Origin of the sequence: Paenibacillus wenxiniae (genome assembly GCF_039822605.1) — a bacterium.
Lineage (GTDB): Bacteria > Bacillota > Bacilli > Paenibacillales > Paenibacillaceae > Saccharibacillus > Saccharibacillus wenxiniae.
Genome location: NZ_JBCGUH010000002.1, coordinates 287407 through 310981 on the forward strand (window position 1 = coordinate 287407; position 23575 = coordinate 310981).

Sequence of the window (23575 nt, forward strand, 5' to 3'; positions counted from 1 at the left end):
TAGTACGGTCAAGCTGTGTTAAACCGTTATAGGTGAAGCTATTCGATGCAAAACGGTGATATGAAAAGCTATGCTGTGTAAAGCGGTATATTGGAGAGCGATATATTCAAAATAGGCAAAACAGGTCCGATTATTCGGGCCTGTTTTTAGTATGACTTCATATATGGCATCTACACATATAACTTATGATCCAAGCTTGATTAAGCCACTCGATATACGTTGCGATATAGCAGCACAGCAGCAACGCCGATGAAAATCACACCCATCCATGCAGGGGCAGCGTAACCAAGCGATACATACAACTGTCCGCCAAGCAGTGGGCCAAACACACGTGCCAGCGATTGAATCGATTGACTGCCACCTTGCACACGTCCCTGTCGACTGGCATCCACAGACGTAGACAGCAATCCGTTAAACGATGGACCAAAGATCGAATCGCCAAATCCGAATACAAACATGCCTGCGAGAAATAATCCGTAGGAAGCAAAGGCGACCGAGGCAGCGATCAGAGCATATCCACATAGCTCTGCGACCATACCGAGGATAGCAATCGACACACCTTTCATCCTTGTTAGCAGACGAGGCATAATTAGACTTTGTGACAAAATATCCTGAATCCCGATAATGGAGAAAATGAGACCGATCCAGATCGGTTGCCAGTGAAACATATCGAGCGTAAATTGTGCGAGCACAGCTTGCATCGCACCATTGGGAAGCCACAGCAGAAACGCAGCCAATAGCAGTCTTTGTAACGATTTGACAGATAAAATGCTGGTTAATTGTAGCAGCGGGTTCAGGCGGTTGAGCGTAATACGTTCTGTACGCAGCTCTGGCGCCAGACTTTCCGGCATGTACAGCCAGCCATATAGCGCATTGAGCAGTGTAATGCCGGCACCGAAATATAGCGGCGCGGTATAACTAATGCCAGCAAGTAGACCGCCGAGTGAAGGGCCGATAATCGTACCTGCACCAGCCGCAGCTCCGATCCAGCCAAAATAACGTGTACGTTGTTCGGCAGACGTAATGTCGGCAAAATAAGCAAACATCGTTGCAATCGTACCGCCTGTAATCCCTTCAATGATGCGTCCGACAAATAAAATCCATAACGCACCGCCGATGCCAAATAATAGATAGCCAGCGACAGAACCAAGCAAGCAAAGTAGCAATACCGGACGCCGTCCGTACCGATCACTTAACGCACCAAGCCCCGGAGAAGCGATAAATACACAAATGGCATACACCGAAGTAAGCCAGGCGACGATGACAGCTTGTTGAGACGCATCGTGCACATAAGGCTGTACGAGAAAAGGCACGACCGGTATAACGATACCAAAGCCGATGGCACACAAAAACACAGATACAAATCCGAACAGTAAAGCTTTGCGATTCATGCTTGGATGGGATGGAGCAGGGGAAGAGGAAGAATGAATAGTCAATAGTAGTTCTCCTTTCAGAAGAAGGCGGATGGGTGAGTCTAGTCAAGCACAAACGCATGATCCATGATGCGAAGTAAAGCAGTCGCGAAGGAAAGAAGTTGCTAGGAAAAAAGTTCCTTTCTATTATTTGTATCGATCATTTGTATCGATCCGTGCTTTTTTGTTTTGCACCTATAGGCTCTTGCAGGATGGAGCAAAGCAAGATACAAGATATAGGTGTTTCTTTTTTTGTTTCCTAGTTGACAATAATATAAAGTTATTTTGTTTCCTTGTCAACAAAAATAAAAAAGACGCTTGCTCCCATCCGACATCGATTCGGAAGAGCAAGCGTCTGGCTATAGTGGATTGTACTAGGACGTATACGAGTTTGGGTATACCCCCTAGCTGTCGCTGTACATAGAGTACATAAACTGTGAATAGAGCAAATATACTGTACACAAAGACATAAACTGTGAATAGAGCAGATATACTGTACACAAAGACATAAACTGTGATTAGAGCAGATATACTGTACACAAAGACATAAACTGTGATTAGAGCAAATATATTAGGAATAGAGTACAGAGATTGCAAATAGAGTACATATATTGTGCATAAAGTACAGAGACTACGAAATAGAAATTTTTTATTTAACAAAGGATAGTCAGCGAAGCAAGGCAATAGATTCGTTCAGTATGACTGGCATCATCACAATTCATAGAGCAGCCTATATCGTATTGGTTATGCAACAAGTCATAATGGATTATTCATCGCGACCGATTTTTTTAATATGCTCATCCAGATGCTGGCTATAACTGTCGATAAATGTGAGCATGCGATCATACTGCTGATCGGTGATTGAAGCAAATACAGCTGCATCGCGCTCTTGAAACTCAAGGTGTAGCCGCTCATGAATATGTTCAATTTCTTTGCCCTGTTCTGTGAGCTGGAAGTAAATTTCTTTTTTATTGTCCGGCTTTTGATAACTTTTGATTAAGCCTTTTTCCAGCAACTTTTTCGTCATTTTACTAATCGCGCTTCGGGTCATGTAAAAGTGTTCTGCGAGTCGTGTTACATTGCAATCGGGATGCTTGCCGATATATTCGAGGCAGTGTACTTCAGACGGCTTATGATCTCGTAGTTGATCTTCCATTTTGATACGATTCAGCCATGCCATCTTCGTAAATAACTGTCTGAACTCCAGCATCACTTGCTCCTGTTTGTTCATCTACATGCTCCTTTACCGTGCGATTTGGATTGCTTTCAGTATAGATATATTTTGTGTCCTTTTCAACAATCGTGTCGATGGATAGTAACGTATGTATGTATAATGTGTCGATCTATAACTATTGATCTCTTTCTATAAAATATTCACCTCTATACATATCCGTACATATAAAACGATTGCTAACTGAAACGATCGCTAACGATACCCATGTATACGTATTAAAAAGGCTCCACCTATCCGCAACGACTGAATACCAGTCGAAAGGAAAGATGAAGCCTGGGAAGTAGCAATTTCCACCTGACGATTTCTATCCAACGATTAGCTTTGTCAGCTAATCAGCTATTACGTATTGCTGATCATTACCTACAACACTCTAAAGCAATCTAAAGCAATCTAAAGCAATCATTCCAACTGCATCCTTGCTTACCCAAACAAACGATTCAAACCCTATATATTCAACCGCTATATAAGTTTACAAAAATGACTCAAGCTCGATTTTTATTTTTGCTGTTGTTTTTACTCATCTTACTGATCACTTTCCATTTTTGCTTTTCCTGACGCTGAAGCTGGCTATTTTGTTTGCGCTCATTAAAGGCGATCTCGCGTTTGAGCTTTTGCCAGTTGATGTAATGCTTGCGAGACAATGTACCATTTTCCAGTGCTTCCTGTACCGCACAACCAGGCTCATCTTCATGCGTACAATCGCTGAAACGACAATGCTCACCTAGCTCATCGATATCGCTAAACGTTTCATCCAGGCCATCCGAAGCCGTACCTACGCCAAGTCCGCGCATCCCCGGTGTATCGATAACGATCACGCCATTAGGCAGCAGATGCAGTTCACGATGTGTGGTCGTATGTCGACCGCGTGCATCATCTTCACGGATGCCAGCGGTACGCATACGTTCTTCGCCTGCCAGTGCATTGACGAGCGATGATTTGCCCACACCGGACGAACCGAGTAGAACTATCGTCTGTCCCGGTTGAATGAGACTGCGCAGCTCAGCCAGACCGTTACCGCTGATGCTATCTACCGCATAAAAGGGGACGCCGAATCCGGCTGCTTCCAGTTCATTGCGATACATATCCAGTTGATCTGTCAGATCTGCCTTTGTGAGTACGATCACAGGCATAGCACCACTATTCCAGGCGACTGTCAAATAACGCTCCATCCGATTAATATTAAAATCATCATTCGCTGAGCTTACCAGAAAACAGTAGTCAAAATTAGCTGCAACAACCTGTTGACCGGCATTCGGATCCGGGTCATCCCGGACGAACAAGCTCGTCCGCTCCAGCACGGCATGAATAAGTGACGTATCGCCTGGATGACTTTCCAGTGCGACAAAGTCGCCAATTGCCGGACGCTCCATCCGATCGACATCGCGGAAGGAAGACGTTTTGGGACGGGCGAGACCTTCGCCATCCGCTGATACGACGCGAAGCACATGTTTGAATACAGCGGTAACGCGTGCAGGAATAAGATGTGGGGGCAGCTCCAATTCAGCAAAATGCCCTGCAAAATGATCATTATATCCGTATTTATTTAGTTCCAATGAAATTAGCTCCTTTTGTATACGGGAGCTGATGAATGTTTATCCGTTCATTACTCCCGATTTTGAAATGGTCACGAGTGTCAGACGGCTGCGAAAAAAAGTAATGGCTCTCATATTCATCATCCTTTCTTGTCGGGATTTCATGTACAGCATACCAGAAGCAGGAAAAAAAGTCATGAATAATTTGTCTCACACTGGAACGTAAACGCTATGTTAACCAAATGTGATCAAAAAGTACCAAATTTACCGCATATGCAAACTTAACCCTTTTCAGATAGCGAAAATAAGCTACAATTGATGTAATCATGTTCTCGTTTTGTAAAATAGATCAACGATAGGCAGCATCAAATGTAATGGTCTATGTTAACCTCACTTATGGATTCCATACCAATCGATCCCATTTTCAGCCTAAATCTGTACAACCCTATCAACATATGTGGATTTCGCAGCCTGTCTGTTCCTTTCAATGCAGAGTAGAAGGTCCGTAGAATGACGCAGTCCAAGTTGGATAGCATGTCATTGAAATTACGTTGTTACGTGTTCCATAATTCATAAGCATCGATATCGAAGGTTGCAGTCTAGGCGTATGCAGCATAGCCTATTTTGTGCTATGTGCTATGTGCTATGTGCTATGTGCTATGTGCTTTGCAACATAAAGGCAGTGTATGCTGTTCACTTAGGTCATCTACCGTGTACGTGTCGATTGGTGATGGAACTGCTATTTTGATTCCATTGACGATGACGATTATGTATGTATCGCTTACGACACATGATGTAATACGATATGACATATTATGTACAACTTACAGCCTGTTTGTTCTGCACAGCCACCGATCATCGTTATGCCTGAGGAGGAAGCGGATGATATTCAAGCGTACAGGTTCCAAGTTGCAGCGAAGCTATATGGTGTCGTATTTGTTGATTTTCCTCATTCCGTTGATCGTGATTACGATCTTTATTTATCAAAGTGCAGTGAAAAGTTTGCGTATGGAAATTGAGCAATCAAATGTGAATCAGCTCAATCAGGTGCGTATGACGATTGATGGACGGATGACGGAGTTACGTGATATTGCGATTCGTATGAGTTACGATAACAGCCTGACACGTTATATGGTCAAGCATCCGTATTACAGCAGCGAAGCGATTCGCAGGCTGGATCAGTATCGGGCGAATAGTGCCATTATTGACGATCTGTTGCTGTATTTTCATAATGATTCCGTCATTTATTCATCTGAAGGACTCAGTGGCTTGAACGTTGTGTTTGGTAAAACGTATACGTTTAATAGCTGGGATCAGCAGCAAATTAAGCGTGATCTGAATGAAATTAAGTATCCGTTTACAAGACCGGCAGATCAGGTGACTGTGAACTCGCGTCAATCCTCGATGCTAGTGCATATGGTGCCGATCAAGCCGACAGATGCGTATCCTTATGCCACCGTTGTGTATTTGATTAACGAGTCCAAATTGACCGGAATGATGGATTCTGTATTGAGTGATTTTAAAGGAAACAGTTATATTTTTGATAACAATGGGCATGTGCTCACCGCAAATAGTCATGATACGCCGCCTACACCGCTTGAGCTGGGAACATTATCGGAGCTAAAATCAGGTATTCACAGTATGGAGCTAGGCGGTAAACAACAATCGGTTGTGGCGGTAGAGTCTCAGGAAAATGGCTGGACGTATGTGACGGTGATGCCAAGCGATCAATTTTTTAGCCGCATCTTCCATATTCAAACATTAATTGTGCTGATTTTTGCACTGGTAGCGCTGGCAGGTATTCCGGTTGCATTGATGCTGGCGCGGCGTCAATATGGACCGCTGCGCGATCTGGTGGAGTTTGCACAGAGCCGCAATGCAGGAGTCGCAGCACAGGCTGAACGTCATTCAGCAGTCGGTCAGCCGCTCCATAACGAGTGGACATGGATTCGTGAGACACTGCTTCATTATCGGGATCAGGTAGGCTTGCAGCAGCCGTATGTGCGTCATCAATGTTTGCTGATGTTGATGAAGCATGGACAGCCAGACGACCCGGAAACCGCTCGCTTGATCGATGGACTTGGACTTCGTGGTCACGGATTGCAGTACTTTGTCATGATTGTATCGGGCGATACTTTGGTTCATCATGCTACAGATACAGTGACATCAAGTAATGTGGAACTGTTGGACGAGACGGTTAGTCCTTATCTGAGCTTGCCGGATGTGTTAAGCGAAGTGGCATTGCCGGAATTTGGGGCACAGCTGTATGGGGTAGAGTATTCGTCCAGCAATCGATTGGCCGTTGCTGTTTGCTGGCAGCTACAGCCAGGTCATGAGGCGGAGGAAAGCATGTCTGGCATTGTCGAGACCGTACGGAAGCTTGTGCATCAACATTATGGTACGGTTCCAACCGTTGGAGTGGGAACAAGCTATGCACAGCTGGAAATGATTAATCAATCCTTTATTGAGGCAGCTACGGCGATGGAATATCGCGTGATCGGAGAAACATCCAGTGTGACGTATTTCGATCAGCTGCATCAGGAGGAGCATCGTTCTGCTAGCAGTCAATTCTGGATTAGCAATGAATCGCTGCTCAAGCTGTCTCAAAGTCTCAAACAAGGGAATATTCAAGTAGCCAGTCATATGATTCATACGATTACAGCAGGCGTACATGCCCAGTCATTACCGCTACCACTTATGCGCTGTATTTTATTCGATCTGCTGAATACGGTACTGCGTGCGGCGTCAGATGCTGGACTGCTAGGCAGTTTGCGTGATATGCCGCAGGTGTCAGCCTTTGAGACCGCAGAAGAACTGGAAGGGCAATTGCAAATGCTCGCGATCCGCATTTGCGAATGTGCCGAGCACAAGCAAGAAACGGAACACGTATCGCTGCTGGATCAAATTGTCGCTTATGTAGAAGGGCAATATGCCGATTATGCTCTTAGCCTGGAAGGCATGGCCCAGCAATTTTCTATTTCCAGTTCGTACTTAAGCCGCACGTTCAAGGATAAAACCGGCTTAACCTTTTCTCAATACATCTGGCAATTAAGGCGAGATGAAGTGATTCGTCAGATTACGGAGTCCGATGAGCCGCTTAAAGATATTATCGTGCGGGTCGGTTATCTGGATACGGCTAATTTTATTCGTAAATTTAAAAAGGAAATGGGCTGTACACCAGGGCAATACCGCAAACTGCATCGTGGGGAAGAGCAGCAGGCAGCGCTGGAAGTTCGCGATTCGATCTCATAGCGTATAAAAAACCACCTTCAAGAGGTCAATACCAGCGGCGAATATGCTGGATGTTCTCGAAGGTGGTTTTTGTTAACTTTCTTTTCGCTTATACAATGTTACCTTATTTCAATTCCTTTATTTCAGCATTTCAATTCCTTTATTTCAGCGAGTAGGAGTTGGAAGCTTCCATAATATCTGCATAAGCCCAGTGGCTGGATGGTACATCTTTCCACGGTGTTGGACGAGCAGATAGTACCGCTGTTTTTTCCAAAATTTTATTAAGGATCGTGACTGCCTGTGCACGAGTTAACGGTGCATTCGGCTGGAAGCTGGATGGGCTAATACCTTGCATCAGACCTGCGGTGAGTACGAGCTTAATATCGCGCTCTGCCCAGTGTCCATTAATATCAGTTGCGAATGTCGTACCACCTTGACCGCTTAAACCTTGCCAGCGGCTCAAAATGATCGCCATTTCCGCACGTGTGATCGGTTTGGACGGTGCAAATGTACCGTTTGGCAAACCGCTCATCAGTCCAGCAGACTGCATCGCTTGAATCGCTTGATTTGCCCAGAAGCTAGATGATACATCTTTAAAGCTTTTTACTGCGCCTGTATTGCTGCTTGTTGCTTGCAGACGATAAAGCAGGGAAGCGAGTTCTGCACGAGTCAGACTGTTGTTTGGACGGAATGTACCGTCTGGATAACCTTCAATATACGCTGGTTTGACGACACCGCCTGTATTGGCAGGGTTTGTGCCTGTTACAGGTGTTGTCCCTGCATTCGTCGTTGTTGCACCACTTACACTCATAACGGTAAATGTACTGAATTTAGTCGTTGGGAATGTTACGGTCGCCTGGCCATCGTCACCGATCGTGATTTTTGGCTGTTGAATCACTTCTTTGGTGCCATCGCTGTGTTCTACATAAACGATAAGCTTGTTCACCACGGATACCGATGATTCAATTGCCGTGTTAGGAACCAAAATCGACATATCCACAAGCTTATTTTGGAAGTTTGTTGTAATATCGATTGGATTACCTACTACAGAAAGGGAGCCATTACCTACGATTTTTTGAATCGCCAGTAGATTTTCTGCGTTGGCTTTTTGCTGTTGAACATCTATTTTCGACGTGATTTTGTTAATACTGAAGGTTACATATTGATTCACATTTTGCAGTGAAGAAGGTGGAATAATCATCTGAACATTATCGGTGTTCATTTGAAGATTCATATTGTTGCTGCTAATCAGATTCGATACGCTAGTTGGCAACGTAATATTTGTTTGGACGTTAGCATTGCTAATCGTCGGAATGTTCAGACGTACATTCGTTTCATTCAAGCTTTTCAGCAGGTTGATTGCGCCGGGCATTTTGTCGGTATCCAGCGTAATATTACGTTGGATTTTGCCGTCGAATTGAATCGTGCGGGACTCCGTTGCTGTAGAAGGCACATACATTTTACCTGCTCCGCCATCTACACCAAGCGTTGGTGCGTTGTCGGTTTTCTTTTTGTCCTCTTTTTCAACGATCACCACATCAGGTTTGGCTGTTACTGTCACGGTAGCTGTAGCCGAAATTTCAGGCTGGTCGCTCACATACACATTGATGATCGCGCTACCCGGTCCGACTGGAGTGACCAGACCATTTTGCACAGTGGCTACTTCTTCATTGCTACTTTTCCATACGAGCTGCTGGTTTGTAGCATTTTGTGGCGAAATAGCAGTGGATAATTGTTTAGCCGCATCGCCCTGTGTAAAGCTCAGTGTAGTCTGGCTCAGCATCATGCTTAAAGCAGACACCGAATCCAGGAAACTCAGCTTGTCTAATGTTCCTGTAGATTGTACAGAGCTAGTGTAGCCTGTGCGATCCGGCAGGAAAATGACACCATAGGCGGAATTGGTTTTGCCCAGTTGCTTAAAGTTTAACGGTGACATCGGCAAGTTTTCCAGCTGGTAAGGCTCTGCTTTAGCCATGATAAACTGACCTACATTCACATATAGATTGCCTAATGGACTAATCGTCAGACCGTACACACGAGTCGGGTACGTAGCTACCAGCTCAGGATTTGTTGCCGAATCGGCAGGGAAACGCAAGATTTTGGAAACTACTTGCAGTTCATTGTCCATTTGCAAACCTATATACAGACGGTCGTTCTGATCAAAAGCTAAACCAGTAATCGATGTCCAATACGAATTATTGGTTGTATCTTGCGGTGCTTCATAATAAACCGTACTCGATTTGATCAGATTGCTTTCCGAATAAGGTAAGAACTCCGAATCATTCAGATACGAATGATCTAATTTGTAAATTTTGCGCTGATCGCTAAATGAGTAAAATAGATCGCCATTTTTGTTCAGCGCCACTGCGACCATACTATAGTCATCGCTTTTGGAAATACGGGTGACTTTAAATGTTTTGGTCGAAATTTTGTAAATACCACGATCGTAATCTGCATAATAGACATCGCCATCATGATAAGCGAGTCCGAAAGGACGTTTAACCAAAACATCGCTCAATTGCGATGGTCCAGGTTTAACGATCACGTCACGTGTTACTTCTTTGGCCACATACTGTGATGAAATCGAAGCATTATAATGAATAGTGTACGTACCCGGTACACTTGTATCCACACCTGGAACCGGGGAACCATTCAATGTATACGTCGTGACGGTTTGAAGATTCGTGTATTGACTTGGCGTAACGGTTACACCTGGATCATAGAAGCTATCATTTTGATTAACTGTAGTCGGTGAAGACCCATTCAGCGTAATGACTGGAATCAACGTAGATTTTGGATTCTTTTCAAAATAGGAACCGATATACGATGTACCATCTGGGGTAAAGAACATGCCATAACCGCCATTGTAATCATCGCCGCTAATATTCACGACATTGTTAGCATTGATAGGTAACGATTGAAGCGTGCTGGAATCGACACGATATACTTTGCTATTATCACCACTCGTATACAAGTTGCCCAGCGGATCAATGGTGAAGCTGGTAAAGTAGGTCGAGAAACCGCTCAATACGACCTGTGGAGTAAGTGAATTGGCTGGCAACTTGAGAATACCTTTGGAACTGTAATCTGAGAAGTAGATATTGTCTTTGCTGTCAAAAGCTAAACCATAAAAGAAGTTGTATTGATTAGAAGAGAAATACGCACTCTTTTTAGCCGTAAAATCACTCTGGCTTAGAGGTAGATTGTTCAAATCATTGTGATTCAATTTGTAGATGGTTGAGTCGCTATCAATGGTATAAAAAAGATTACCGGACGAATCGAGCGCTACCGCCATAAACGATTGGCTGGAGCTAACAATCGTTTCGATTTTGCCACTGTACAGGTTGACGCGGGCTAATCCTGTGTCACGCTGTGCAACATACACATAATCTCCGTAATAAGCCATTCCGTAAGCATTAGGCACGTTAACACTGGACAGGTCGGTATAATCGCCAGCATTTACAATCGTTACGGTACGTGTAGCTTCATTAGCAACACGATTGTCTGATGTTGTCACATTATAATGAATAACATAGGTGCCTATTGCATTCGTGTCGATGGAATTAACCGGCTGGCTATTAAGTGTATACGTCACCTTTGCGGAGAGGTCATTATATACATCATCCTGTACCGTTGTGCCTGGATCAGCAAATGTTGTACCGATCTTCATGCGCACATTGCTGTCGCCGATCAGATTGATAACTGGTTTGTTCGTTGTAGAATTTGTGTTTACTGTACTACCGCCTCCGGAAGTCGAAGTATTCGTGTTGTCGGTGGACGTTGTAGAATTGTTTGTTGAGTACGTATCCGATGAAACGGTACTGTTGTTGCTAGTTGTATTACTGTTTGTCGTATTCGCCGTATTGTCATCGGCATAGACAGGTGTAGCCACTGCGCTCGGCAAAGCGATCATGATCGCCAAACACCAGATCATCCATTTTTTCATGTGCTGTCCCCTTTGCTGAATATTTAATCTTTTTCCCGCAAATCTATTATCGGTTGTTAAGTGAGTTTCAGTTAATGAATTAAACTATTTTTTTGCACTGTTCCATATTGGTATGTTGGGACGGCACATCGGATCGATTTTTTTATGTAAATAGAGTCATTGGATCATCGTCTGTCCATTGGTTAAAGCTTCTTTAAATAAGGCGTTAAGACAAGGCGATAAGCACAGCGAAAGGCAGTCCGATTACGGACTGCCTTTCGATGAATATGCCGATACATCATTGTACGTATCGTTGCTTCATGGGCACAATACGGAATCCATTGGATAATTTATTTGGCTTTTTTGCATGTTTATGCAAATCGATAGCTAGTATTAGGTAAGGCTAGTGAAGCTGTAATACAAAAATTAACTATTTTTCCAACGATCATAGGCGGTCTGGTAAATCTCAATCATGCGGTCGCTACCCATTTGCTTAACGGTGGCCAAATAATTATCCCAGCCGGTTAAAGGTTCCTGACCGGTGACGAATTTGGCTTCCATTTGTTGAATGTACGTATCCATATCGGCACGCAGGCTAGAGATTTCCGCCTGTTCTTCCTGTGTTAGATATAGGATGGGGAATGGCGGCTGCGGATCGTATGCGAGAATCTTTTCTTCATTTTGCTTGTCGACCCACAGGTCGAAATCTTCTTTCAAGCCCTTTTGCAAATCTGGACTGAGCAGTGTAGGAGCCGGTGTACCGTAGTTTGGCGTCAACGTACCACGATAATCTTCACGGCTGTTATACTGGCTCGGTAACGGTTTCCATTTTTTCGTATGATCTTCTTTGTTAACGGTTTCGTACATCAGGCCTTCAGGTCCTTTGTCAAACAACATGGCGCCATCATAACTGTACATATAATCGACCCAGCGCAGGGAAGCTTCCGGTGCCGGATTGCTTTCCGTAATCGCAAATGCGCCCGTCGATAACCCTGGATGCACAGCTACAGCAGGTTTGTCGACCGCATCGCTTTTCACCGGAACAAACATCGGATCTTTGGTCGTCGGTTTGCCACCGTGCGTAAAGTACGCATGCCAGTCCTGGAACAGACCGAGCTGATTGTTCGCACCTTTAGCTTTTTTCTGATCCGGTGTTTGCGAGAACGTTTCATGATCAAGCAAATTGTCCTTCCATAGACGGTTCATGTAGGTTAAAAATTCACGATAACCCTCTTCGGTACGGGCAAAATGAACGTTGCCGTTCGCATCATTGTAAATATCTTCCCCGTAGATGCCCCATGCACCGAGCAGCCATGAACGAATATCGTCCAGCTTGACGGAAGCGAGCGGAATTTCATCCTTTTTGCCATTGCCGTTCGGATCTTCGTCACGGAAACGGACAAGCAGATCGTACAGCTGTTCAGTCGTCTTCGGCAGATCGGTATCTTTCACTTTTAACGCTTCCAGGAAGTCACCGTTATACCACATCGGGCTGCGATACCAGATACTTTGCTGATTAATAACGGGCAGGGAGTAAATATGACCATCCGGTGTAGTGATCGATTTGCGAATTTCCGGGTGTTCATCAAGTAGCTTTTTCAAATTAGGCGCATAGCCATTATCGATTAGCTTCTCTAGCGGCAGCAAAATGCCCTGACTGCCGTAGTTGACTTCGTCTGCCTGTGTTAGCGAAGAAGCGTAGAAGATGTCGGGATATTCACCGCTAGCGAACACGAGATTCTTTTTCGTTTCAAAGCTGTCTAGCGGTGGGTTTTCAAACTTGAACGAAATATTGCTTAGCTTTTCCATTTCTTGAAAAGCAGGCATGTCTTTCCAGTTTTGCATGCCCACATCAGGACCCATCATACTAAGTGTGATCTTTTCTTTTACGATGGGGAAGCCTTCTTTGTTCACATTCGCTGCGGATTCAGCGCTGCCTACCTGCGGTTCTGTGGAGCCGGAAGAACAGCCAGCCAAAATCGATGTACCGAGCACAACAGATAACACGAGCGCGGCGGTACGGTGCGCCTTCAAACGACGTAAAAATGAAGTGGACGAGCCAGAACCGGTACGGAATGAACCTTTCATAGTAAGCCTCCTTCAAATTAGGAACTAACAAACCCCAACTAAGCCAGACTGTGACGTCTACGTACGGCGCGATATCTACATTGCCATTCGTAGCCTGCCCGATGACAGCTTAACCTTTTACTGAACCAATCATGACGCCCTGTACAAAATAGCGTTGCAGGAATGGATAGATCGCAATGATCGGCAATGTTGATACGATAATGACTGCGTATTTCAGTAGTGCTGCCGAATCGGCGCGTGCATTCATCGCCATTGCCGATTCACCGCTAGTAGCAGCGCCGATACCGCTACCCGTCATTTCTTGCAACACAAGAATTTGACGCAGTACCATTTGCAGCGGATACTTGGACTCATCATTCAAGTAGACCAATGCATTAAAATAGCTATTCCAATGTCCTACGCCGTAAAAGAGTGCCATCACAGCGATAATTGGAGCAGACAGTGGAATGACAATTTTCCAGAACAGACGCAAGTTTGTACAGCCATCAATATGCGCGGCTTCCTGCAATTCTTTTGGAATCGTCGATTGGAAAAAGGTACGAGCAACGATAATATTCCACACCGAGGCGGCACCCGGTAAAATCAAAGCCCACATCGTATTGACCAGACCGAGATTTTTCACAAGCAGATAAGTCGGAATCAGGCCTCCGCTGAAAAACATCGTGACCAGAAACATCGCCATAAAAAATCCGCGTCCGACAAAGTCTGAACGACTGAGCGCATAAGCAGCCGGAATCGTAACGAGCAAATTGACCAGCGTACCGACAACGGTGTACAAAATCGTATTTGCATACCCCTGCCAGATCGATTGATTTTCAAATACGCGCTGGTAGCCTTCAAATGTAATGCCTTTTGGCAGGAGCCACATTTCACCTGAGCTGACATAGGTAGGTGAACTGATCGAGGCGCTTACGATATACACAAGCGGATACAGTACGCAGATGAGCGCAATTGCCAGGTACACATAATTTAGCAGTAAAAAGATGCGGTCGGATCGACTTTCTTTGATTACAGCAGCCATTCATCCATCTCCTTTCTAAAGTTCATCCTATAACTCATGCGTCAAAATAAGATGGGTCAGATCATCTTTGCAGATAGGCACATCGTAAAGAAGAATCGGCGATAATGAAAGTGAAGTGACTATGATTGATCGATTATTGCATACACATATAGACATATTGCATCGGTAACGACTGTGTTCTCGATTGGAATCTGATTTTTGAAGGAGCCGACGTATTTTACGCTAGCGATATCGATGCTTTACCACAAACTATGCTCACTCGTCTTACGAGCAACCTGATTGACGGCGACGAGCAACGCGGCGTTCACAACCGAGTTGAACAACCCGACTGCGGTAGAGAAGCTATACTGTACATTGAGTAGACCGGTGCGATATACAAACGTGTCGATTACATCGGATGAACTCATATTGAGCGGATTTTGCAGCAACAAAATCTTTTCAAAGCCTACGCCCAGAATGCTGCCGACATTCAAAATGAGCAAAATCGTGATCGTTGGAATGATCGTTGGAATATTAATGCACCAAATACGTCGCCAGCGACTGGCACCGTCTACAATGGCAGCTTCATGTAGCTGTGGATCGACAGCTGACAGGGCGGCCAGATAAATAATCGTTCCCCAGCCTGTACTTTGCCAGACGCCGGATAATACATACATCGTTTTGAACCATGCGGGATCGGTCAAAAAGGCAGGTGAACTAAAGCCCATCCATTCAATCATTTTGACGATAATTCCGGTTGAGGGAGATAGGAACGTAACGATAATCCCTGCCATAACGACCACCGATATAAAATGCGGTGCATAGGTGACTGTCTGCACCGTGCGCTTGAACCAGCCGTTCCGAATTTCGTTAAAAGCAAGTGCGAGCAAAATCGGTAGTGGAAATCCGACAATCAGTTGATAAAGTGAGATCGTTAATGTGTTACGAATCAAATCCCAGAAATAATAAGAATTAAAAAAACGAATAAAGTGATCGAAGCCGACCCAGGGACTGTCGGTAATGCCGCGAGCAGGCAAAAAGTTTTTGAAAGCGATCTGGATGCCATACATCGGTCCATAATGAAAGATTAGAAAGTATAGGAAGGCGGGAGCAATGAGCAGATACAGTTCCCAGTTACGGGAGATTCGTTTCCAGAATGAATGTCGTTTGTCTCCGGCTGACACTTTGGACAGCCCTTCCACTTGCACTGAATCGGACATATTCTTTTGCATCCTATTCCTCCTTTAGTGCTTCTCATCCAAGCAGCTTGCATTAAGGCTTCAACGTTATTGTAGCGAGCGAGGATTGAGCTTTATTCGTTGTACACGTACAAGCGCTTATCGCTTTTCAAATGGTATAAAAAGGCGGATAGCTAGATTAGCTATAAGCAATAGCAGTAGCGCGATGTCTGTATTGTAAAAAGGTTCAACAGCTACGTAAATATGTAGAATGTGCTTTACCATTTGAAGGAGTAAAGCAGTGGCGAGGTAGACTTTTCAAGCTATAGCAATAGATGTGAGCTTAATGCTACAAAAAGAGTCGAAGATTGCCTGATCCGAACAGTAATATGTCAAATATGAGGTCATAATTGGCTTATTATGAACTATCCACAAAGCCGAATAACAACCACACTTAAAATGAAAACGCTATCATAAACAGCATATTTATCATGATGTTAGTTGTATGCGTTTACACATGTTAGGTCTACATCATAAATAACACAAATAAAAGATTAAAATGATGGACGTACAGTAAAACAAAAGTAGAAAATCGGTCGTTCCGTTTAAGCAAGCAGGCATTACGTCTAAGTATAGGTTATACACATGCACATTCGCATGAGCAGGTTCAACTACGATATTACAGCGAAAGTGAGTAGATCCTATGAACGATCCTTATAACAAAGTCATGGAAAAGATTATCGGTGTATTTGTAGATGAGAATCACGCGTTGCAAACGGTGCGTGATTTACGACAGGCTGGTTTTGAAGGTAGAGATATTTCGGTACTGGCAAAAAATCCAGGCGATGCCGCTGCGATCGAGCGCGAGACCGGTGTTGATATTGAGGCACAGCGACAGGCAGGCATGTCTGAAACAACCGTATTCGGCGGATTAGCCGGATTGTTGGCTGGATTTGCTACATTTGCTATTCCGGGTGTAGGTCCTATGTTAGCGATTGGTCCTATTGCCAGTATGTTCACAGGCGCTCTATTTGGAGCAGGAGCAGGCGGTCTAATTGGGGCGCTGATTGGCTACGGTTTATCGGAAGAAGAAGCTGGACATTATGAGGAGCAACTTGGACAGGGGAATATTCTTATTCTTGTCTCCGAAGCAACCGGACGAACAGAGGAAATTTACGATATTTTGCGCCGTAATGAGGCGGTTAATGTGAATAATCCGTGGAGCGAAGGTGCGGAAAGAAATCGTGAATAGTGTAGTATGCGAGTGCGGTATGATTTTGCAGGCAAAATTGATGTAGTAGACCACTGTTACACGGTCACACTAGTAGATGCAATTTTATTTCACATCAACGTATATCATTCGCAAGTATGGTTTTACGGTTAATTTTTCTAGGTAATTGTTACAATTCATATCGAGAAGCTTGTATTGCTTGTGTTAAAAGATGTTGTGTTACTTATGCTGAAAGATATAATGACTTTTTTGAGTTATCGATTGAGCTAAACAAATCGTTGTGTATGTTTTGAATTTACAACTAAGGTTAATAATGTAACAGGAAAGCGCAGAACATTACGTGATTATGCAAAGGAGGAAACAACATGTTGAACAACGGGCACAATCGCAATGAACTGGACAATGAGACACGTAAAATTGTAGGTGTATTTACAACGGAAGCGGAAGCGAGCAAGGCAATTCGCGATCTGAAGGATGCGGGATTTAGTTCCGATGATATTTCGATCGTTGGTAATAATAAAGCGGAAATGCGTCAACTTGGTGATGAGACAGGCACCAAAGCACCGGAAGGTGTAGCTACAGGTGCTACCACAGGCGGTGTCATCGGCGGTGTAGCTGGACTGCTCGCAGGACTGGGGATTGCAGCGATTCCTGTATTTGGACCGATTATGGCAGCTGGACCTATCGCTGTTACACTGGCTGGCGCAGCGGCAGGTGCTGGTGCAGGCGGACTGGTCGGCGGTCTGATCGGTATGGGCATACCGGAAGAAGAAGCAAAAGAATATGAAGCGAACGTCAATGAGGGTAATATTCTCGTTATGGTCGACAGCGCTGCGGGCAACCGTAGTCGGATCTACGATGTATTCCGTGCCAATGGAGCAACAAACAGTCGTTACTATGATGCCCCATTGAACACGAGTGTGAATAGGGATACACCACAGCAAGGCACTGATCGTGTGAACGGTGTATTCACAACGGAAGAATCACAACAACGTATGGTTGATCGGGAAGAGCGTATGGTAGCTGATGAAGATGCTGGTGCATTAGGCACTACTCGTACAGATGCGACATTACCTGAACGCGATGTACAGGCAGAGCAACAGCTAGGTGCTACGAGCGATGAACAACGGCTCGATCGCAGCGGTCAACCGACTGTAGGCGATGATTCTGTACAGCGTGCAAGTATGGGCACAACAGGTGCAATGGGTACCAATATGGCCAATACAGGTCCGCTTGATCCAATGGATCATAACCGCAAACGTACAGAGGATACACATGATGAATCATTGAAGGAAAAAGGTAAAGATCTGGTAGAGAAAGGACGCGAGCAGATTGATCGCATGCGTCGCTAACTGTACTTTTCATTCTAACCGAGTGAATTTCTAAATCACGAATGATAGTGGGTTAGTCCATTCGTTGCATAATAGAGCCGCAAAAAATTAGTATTTTTCCCATCAGCGTTTAAATGAGTATGGGCTGAATACAATCAAGTAAATAAAAAGACAAGTTACAGATGGAAGTATATGGATGTATTAATTAAATGGCAAGCCTGCATTGGAGCGATCCGTTGCAGGCTTGTTTTTATTTGATCATTTCACGTTCTATGGAACCTATGCCTTAGTTCATATTCCAATAGCATTGATAGGATATTTATGGAAATAGAAGTGGATTATCCCATTTTTTATTCATGCTGGGTAAGTTAATAACAGGTTGGGTAATAGCAGATTAGCAGTCAACAATGAGTCAGGGGGCGGACTATGATAACTTTTAATGGCGTGTCGAAGCAATATGAAGACGGCACCATTGCTGTACAACCGATGGATTTACATATTGAACAGGGCGAATTTTTTGTGCTGGTCGGACCGAGCGGATGTGGCAAAACAACGACATTAAAAATGATTAATCGTTTAATCGAGCCGAGCAGCGGCACGATTGAAGTGAATGATCATATTGTGCAGGATATGCAGCCCCATGAGCTACGCCGCGGGATCGGTTATGTGCTGCAACAGATTGCGTTGTTTCCGCATATGACGGTAGAGCAAAATATCGCGATCACGCCGGAATTGAGTGGATGGGATCGAGCGCGTATCGATAAACGCATTGATGAATTGCTGCATATGGTAGGACTGGATCCAGCTGTATTTCGCACACGCAAGCCATCCGAGCTATCCGGGGGGCAGCAGCAACGCATCGGTGTACTTCGTGCACTCGCAGCTGATCCACCAGTGATCTTAATGGATGAACCATTCAGTGCGCTTGATCCTATTGCACGGGAACGACTGCAAAATGATCTGCTGGAACTGCAAGCGACGATTCGCAAGACGATCGTTTTCGTGACGCATGATATTCAGGAGGCAATCAAGCTAGGTGATCGTATTGGCTTGATGCAGGATGGACGCATGCTTCAGGTAGATACACCGGATATGCTGATGAGTCGTCCAGCGAATGATTTTGTGCGCGAATTTTTTCAGGCGGCTGCGCCGACAATGAATCCGGCTGTAATGCCCCATTCCACTGCTAATATGTCAGAGCCTAACACAACGGCAGCCGATTCGTTTACCCACTCATCTGTGAACAACCCGTCTGCCCGTCAGCAGTCGGATGATGAAGGGAGACGAGGCGAGTGAATATGTGGAACAATGTAGTGGATGTGTGGGTACAGCGTCAGGATCAATGGGTAGAGGCGTTAACGCAGCATATTCTTATTTCCTTTATCGCATTATTATTTGCGCTAATTATCGCGATTCCGCTGGGCATTTATATTTCCAGACATCTGAAAATATCCGAAGGTATACTTGGCATTGCAGCAGTGTTACAAACGATTCCTTCTCTGGCGTTGCTTGGTTTGCTCATTCCGCTGCTCGGTATCGGCATTGTGCCTGCGATTGTAGCGATTGTCATCTATGCACTGCTGCCGATTTTGCGTAATACCTATACCGGTATTCGACGGGTTGATCCGTCTTTATTGGAGGCAGCCGATGCAATGGGAATGACACGTGGGCAGCGTTTGTTCAAAGTGGAACTACCGCTTGCTTTGCCTGTCATTATGGCGGGTATCCGGACAGCGATGGTGCTTATTATCGGAACGACTACACTGGCTGCACTGATCGGCGCCGGTGGACTCGGTGATATTATTTTGCTCGGGATCGACCGGAATGATACCGCATTGATCTTGCTGGGCGCGATTCCAGCAGCGCTGCTTGCGATTATATTTGATCTGCTGTTGCGTGTGATTGAGCGCGCCAGCTTTAAACGTGCGGTATGGATGCTTGCGCTTGCCGCAGTGGTTGTAGTGTCGGCCACAGTAATTCCGCTTGTCAATCAATCGCAAAAAGATCTGGTCATCGCAGGTAAGCTGGGAGCTGAACCGGAAATTCTCATTAATATGTATAAAGAGCTAATTGAGCAGGATACGAATTTGCATGTGTCGCTTAAACCAGGACTTGGTAAAACATCGTTCTTGTTCAATGCACTGCAAAATAACAGCATCGACATCTATCCTGAATTCACCGGTACTGCAATTGCAGAATTTCTGCGTACCGATGCGGTCAGTACCGATAGTGCTAAAGTATACGAGCAAGCTCGTGATGGCATGAAGCAAAAGTTCCAGATGGAGCTATTGCCACCGATGAAATATAACAATACGTATGCACTGGCGGTGCCTGAAGCTTATGCAGAGCAAAACGATCTGACCACGATCTCTGATTTGCAAAAAGTAGCTTCCAGCATCAAAGTTGGTTTTACGCGCGAATTCGCCGATCGTAATGATGGCTATCTCGGTATGCAAAAGCTGTACGGTTTACAGCTACCTAATTTAACGACGATGGAGCCAAAGCTACGTTACAGTGCGATCGAAGCAGGCGATATACAACTGATTGATGCCTATTCCACCGACAGTGAGTTAGCGCAGTATAAGCTGCGCGTACTCGAAGATGACCGCGGTCTGTTCCCACCGTATCAAGGTGCACCGCTTATGCGTGAGGAGACCTACAAAAAGTATCCTAAAGTGGTCAAAGCACTGAACAAGCTAGCCGGTCAAATTACAGACGATGAGATGCGCGAAATGAACTATCGCGTCAATGTCGGCGGCGAATCCGCAGCCGAAGTCGCACGCACCTTCCTACAACAAAAAGGATTGATTGATTCCTAGCGTTTGGCACCATAAACGCGAGGTTCAATGAAAAAGTCATTTTTGCGCAGCAAAATAGGTTACATTTCAGCGTTTGGCACCATAAACGCGAGGTTCAATAAAAAAGTCATTTTTGCGCAGCAAAATAGGTTACCTTCTAGCGTTTGGCAGTATAAACGCGAGGTTCAATAAAAAAGTCATTTTTGCGCAGCAAAATAGGTTACTTTACAGCGTTTGGCACTATATTTATTTTAAAATCTATTTCCCTACATGTACTCCATCCGTTATAATATAATGATGCCAATCGTACGAAGAGCAGGTCCGAGTTTAACGCTTGGGATACGATATTATTTAGCGGGTGGGGGAATTACAAGCTTGAGCACATATCCATTTACATTTGATCCGTCGCGTCCATTCGTACAGCAAGCTGGCGAATGGATTGCTGATGTGTTTTATGACATTTTACCTGAAGCCGGATTAGAGCTACGGGATGAGCAGATTTACATGGCGTTTCAGCTGGAAAAAGCATACGCCGAGAAGAAAACGATTTTTGCTGAAGCTGGTGTCGGAACGGGCAAAACACTCGTCTACCTGCTTTATGCAATCGCGTATGCGCGCTATACGCGTAAGCCTGCGATTATCGCCTGTGCAGACGAGTCGCTCATTGAGCAGCTCGTTAAGCCGGAAGGTGATATTCACAAGCTGGCACGTTATCTGGACTTGCAGGTTGATGCAAGGCTCGGGAAGTCGCCGGATCAATACATCTGTCTGAACAAGCTGGATGCAGTCCGCGCTGAGCCGCTGGAAGATGATCTGTATCGCGATATTTATACCGATTTGCCAGAATTTGTGCATTATTCGGATACACTGCAACGCTTTTATCCATATGGGAATCGTAAAGATTATCCAGAACTGAATGATGAGCAGTGGAACAAAATCGGCTGGGATGTATTTCAAGATTGTCTCGTTTGCTCCCAGCGTCATCGCTGTGGACAGACGCTATCGCGTGATCATTATCGCAAAGCGACCGATCTGATCATCTGCTCTCATGACTTTTATATGGAGCATGTATGGACGTATGAAGGACGTAAACGCGAAGGGCAGTTGCCGTTATTGCCAGAGCACAGTTCGGTAGTATTTGACGAAGGCCATTTGCTGGAAACGGCTGCGCAAAACGCTTTAACGTACAAGCTCAAACAAGCACTGTTTGAAAGTATCGTAACCCGTCTACTGGATGGAGAAGTGCGCGAAACGCTGGCGCTCGCTGTAGAAGAAGTGATCGTGCAAAGCGATATGCTGTTTGAGATGCTCGGTCGATCCAGCCATCCGGTGCCTGGTTCGAATCGCCGTGATATTGCTTGGAATGATGAGCTACTCCAGCAGATTGCAGATGTGAAACGGCATATTGACCTGATCGAGGAAGAGCTTGTATTTGAAAGCGGCTTATTCACGCTTGACGATTACCAGCTCAAAATCGTAGAGGAACATCTGGAAATGATTCAGCTTGCACTCGATTTATGCCGTCAGCAAGATCAACTGATCTCCTGGGTGGAAGGGGAAGGCACCGATCTGACACTTGTGATCATGCCGAAAAAGGTAAAAGAAGTGCTGGGTGAGATGGTATTTGATAAGCAGATGCCTGTTATATTCTCCTCCGCTACACTTTCGGTCGATGAATCGTTTGCTTACATTGCAGACAGTCTTGGCATTGAAAAGTATCTATCCTTCTCGGTCGCTTCTCCATACGATTACCAGCAGCAGATGCAGGCAGAACTTTTCCAAACGCCATTAACGATAGATGGAAAGGCGACTACAGCCATCGTAGGAACGCCAGCGTATCAGCGTGTGCAAACTGAACAAGTATTGTCGCTTGTACAGCAGAGCGGCGGACGTTCGCTTATTTTATTTTCTTCGATGCAGGAACTGACAGCATTCCGTCAAATAGCCGAGTCGATCATGGCACATACCGAGTCATGGCCATATCGGATGCTGTATGAAGGAACAGCAGAGATCAGCCATTTGATTTCTGCATTTCAGCAGGAAGAGACGAGCGTGCTTTGTGCAGTAACATTATGGGAAGGGCTGGATATACCGGGACCGTCATTGTCCCGAGTAATCGTCTGGTCATTACCATTTCCACCAAATGATCCTGTGTTTGCATCCCGTCGTGCCGAGTCGACCGATCCTTTCCATGAAGTGGATCTGCCGTATATGCTGCTTCGTTTGCGTCAGGGGATCGGTCGTCTGATTCGTTCGCGTGATGATGGGGGGCATGTATCCATTTTTGGACATGAACTGTCTCGTGATGAAGTACACCAAGCGGTTACGCATTTGCTGCCATAAGGGTACGGCATCATGATCATTTGCGAAATGAGCAGAATATATAACCGTAAGCATGAAGCAGAGCGATGCCGTCACAGTGGATATTGATTAGAGTCCCGTCCAATTCCGGTTTCCGATGATAGGGAGCCGGAATTTTTATATGCTTTTTTATATGCTTTTAATGAGACGAATCGTCTGAACTTGGTCTATCTGAACGGGTTGTAGTATAGTTGAAGCATAGCGTTTTCGCTTATTTTCAACTATTCTATAGGAGTATGTTACTCCAATTCATG

13 protein-coding genes are annotated in these 23575 nt (G+C 44.9%); 6 read left to right on the top strand and 7 right to left on the bottom strand.

Annotated features, from left to right (window positions below; translation table 11 throughout):
* Nucleotides 1–200: 200 nt before the first annotated feature.
* The 3 genes from AAHF22_RS04375 to rsgA all read right to left on the bottom strand — a co-directional run bounded on the left by AAHF22_RS04375 (nt 201) and on the right by rsgA (nt 4199).
* Nucleotides 201–1391, bottom strand: coding sequence for an MFS transporter (locus AAHF22_RS04375; protein ID WP_347324102.1), 1191 nt, complete (start codon nt 1389–1391; stop codon nt 201–203).
* 787 nt (nt 1392–2178) lie between these two features.
* Nucleotides 2179–2643, bottom strand: coding sequence for a MarR family transcriptional regulator (locus AAHF22_RS04380; protein WP_347323750.1), 465 nt, complete (start codon nt 2641–2643; stop codon nt 2179–2181).
* Nucleotides 2644–3128: 485 nt separating this feature from the next.
* A complete protein-coding gene (rsgA, locus tag AAHF22_RS04385) occupies nt 3129–4199 on the bottom strand; it encodes a ribosome small subunit-dependent GTPase A (protein WP_347323751.1) in 1071 nt (356 codons plus the stop codon).
* 861 nt (nt 4200–5060) lie between these two features.
* Here rsgA and AAHF22_RS04390 point away from each other — a divergent pair.
* Complete coding sequence (locus tag AAHF22_RS04390; RefSeq protein ID WP_347323752.1) at nt 5061–7430, top strand: AraC family transcriptional regulator; 2370 nt, start codon at nt 5061–5063, stop codon at nt 7428–7430.
* A 139-nt stretch (nt 7431–7569) separates the two neighbouring features.
* On the opposite strand, the gene AAHF22_RS04395 is transcribed toward AAHF22_RS04390, so the two are convergent.
* From AAHF22_RS04395 to AAHF22_RS04410, 4 genes are all read right to left on the bottom strand, one after another.
* On the bottom strand, nt 7570–11355 hold the full coding sequence (locus AAHF22_RS04395; RefSeq protein WP_347323753.1) for an S-layer homology domain-containing protein: 3786 nt from the start codon (nt 11353–11355) through the stop codon (nt 7570–7572).
* A 405-nt stretch (nt 11356–11760) separates the two neighbouring features.
* The gene (locus AAHF22_RS04400; RefSeq protein ID WP_347323754.1) at nt 11761–13422 is read right to left on the bottom strand and encodes a type 2 periplasmic-binding domain-containing protein; all 1662 of its coding nucleotides are present in this window, start codon (nt 13420–13422) and stop codon (nt 11761–11763) included.
* Between the two features lie 109 nt (nt 13423–13531).
* Nucleotides 13532–14443: a carbohydrate ABC transporter permease gene (locus AAHF22_RS04405; protein ID WP_347323755.1), complete on the bottom strand. Its 912-nt coding sequence runs from the start codon at nt 14441–14443 to the stop codon at nt 13532–13534.
* A gap of 239 nt (nt 14444–14682) precedes the next feature.
* Nucleotides 14683–15654, bottom strand: a complete 972-nt coding sequence (locus tag AAHF22_RS04410; protein ID WP_371834015.1) for an ABC transporter permease — start codon at nt 15652–15654, stop codon at nt 14683–14685.
* A gap of 649 nt (nt 15655–16303) precedes the next feature.
* Between AAHF22_RS04410 and AAHF22_RS04415 the strand changes: the two genes are divergently transcribed.
* The 5 genes from AAHF22_RS04415 to AAHF22_RS04435 all read left to right on the top strand — a co-directional run bounded on the left by AAHF22_RS04415 (nt 16304) and on the right by AAHF22_RS04435 (nt 23303).
* Nucleotides 16304–16852 (top strand): general stress protein, encoded by a 549-nt coding sequence (locus AAHF22_RS04415; RefSeq protein ID WP_347323756.1) that lies wholly within the window; start codon nt 16304–16306, stop codon nt 16850–16852.
* A gap of 344 nt (nt 16853–17196) precedes the next feature.
* Nucleotides 17197–18183 carry a YflT domain-containing protein gene (locus AAHF22_RS23850; RefSeq protein ID WP_371834016.1) on the top strand — a complete coding sequence of 329 codons (987 nt, stop codon included), beginning with the start codon at nt 17197–17199 and terminating at the stop codon, nt 18181–18183.
* Nucleotides 18184–18588: 405 nt separating this feature from the next.
* Nucleotides 18589–19458, top strand: coding sequence for an ABC transporter ATP-binding protein (locus AAHF22_RS04425; RefSeq protein WP_371834017.1), 870 nt, complete (start codon nt 18589–18591; stop codon nt 19456–19458).
* A gap of 2 nt (nt 19459–19460) precedes the next feature.
* On the top strand, nt 19461–20981 hold the full coding sequence (locus AAHF22_RS04430; protein WP_347324104.1) for an ABC transporter permease/substrate-binding protein: 1521 nt from the start codon (nt 19461–19463) through the stop codon (nt 20979–20981).
* 354 nt (nt 20982–21335) lie between these two features.
* The gene (locus tag AAHF22_RS04435) at nt 21336–23303 is read left to right on the top strand and encodes an ATP-dependent DNA helicase (protein ID WP_347323757.1); all 1968 of its coding nucleotides are present in this window, start codon (nt 21336–21338) and stop codon (nt 23301–23303) included.
* The last annotated feature ends 272 nt before the right edge of the window (nt 23304–23575 follow it).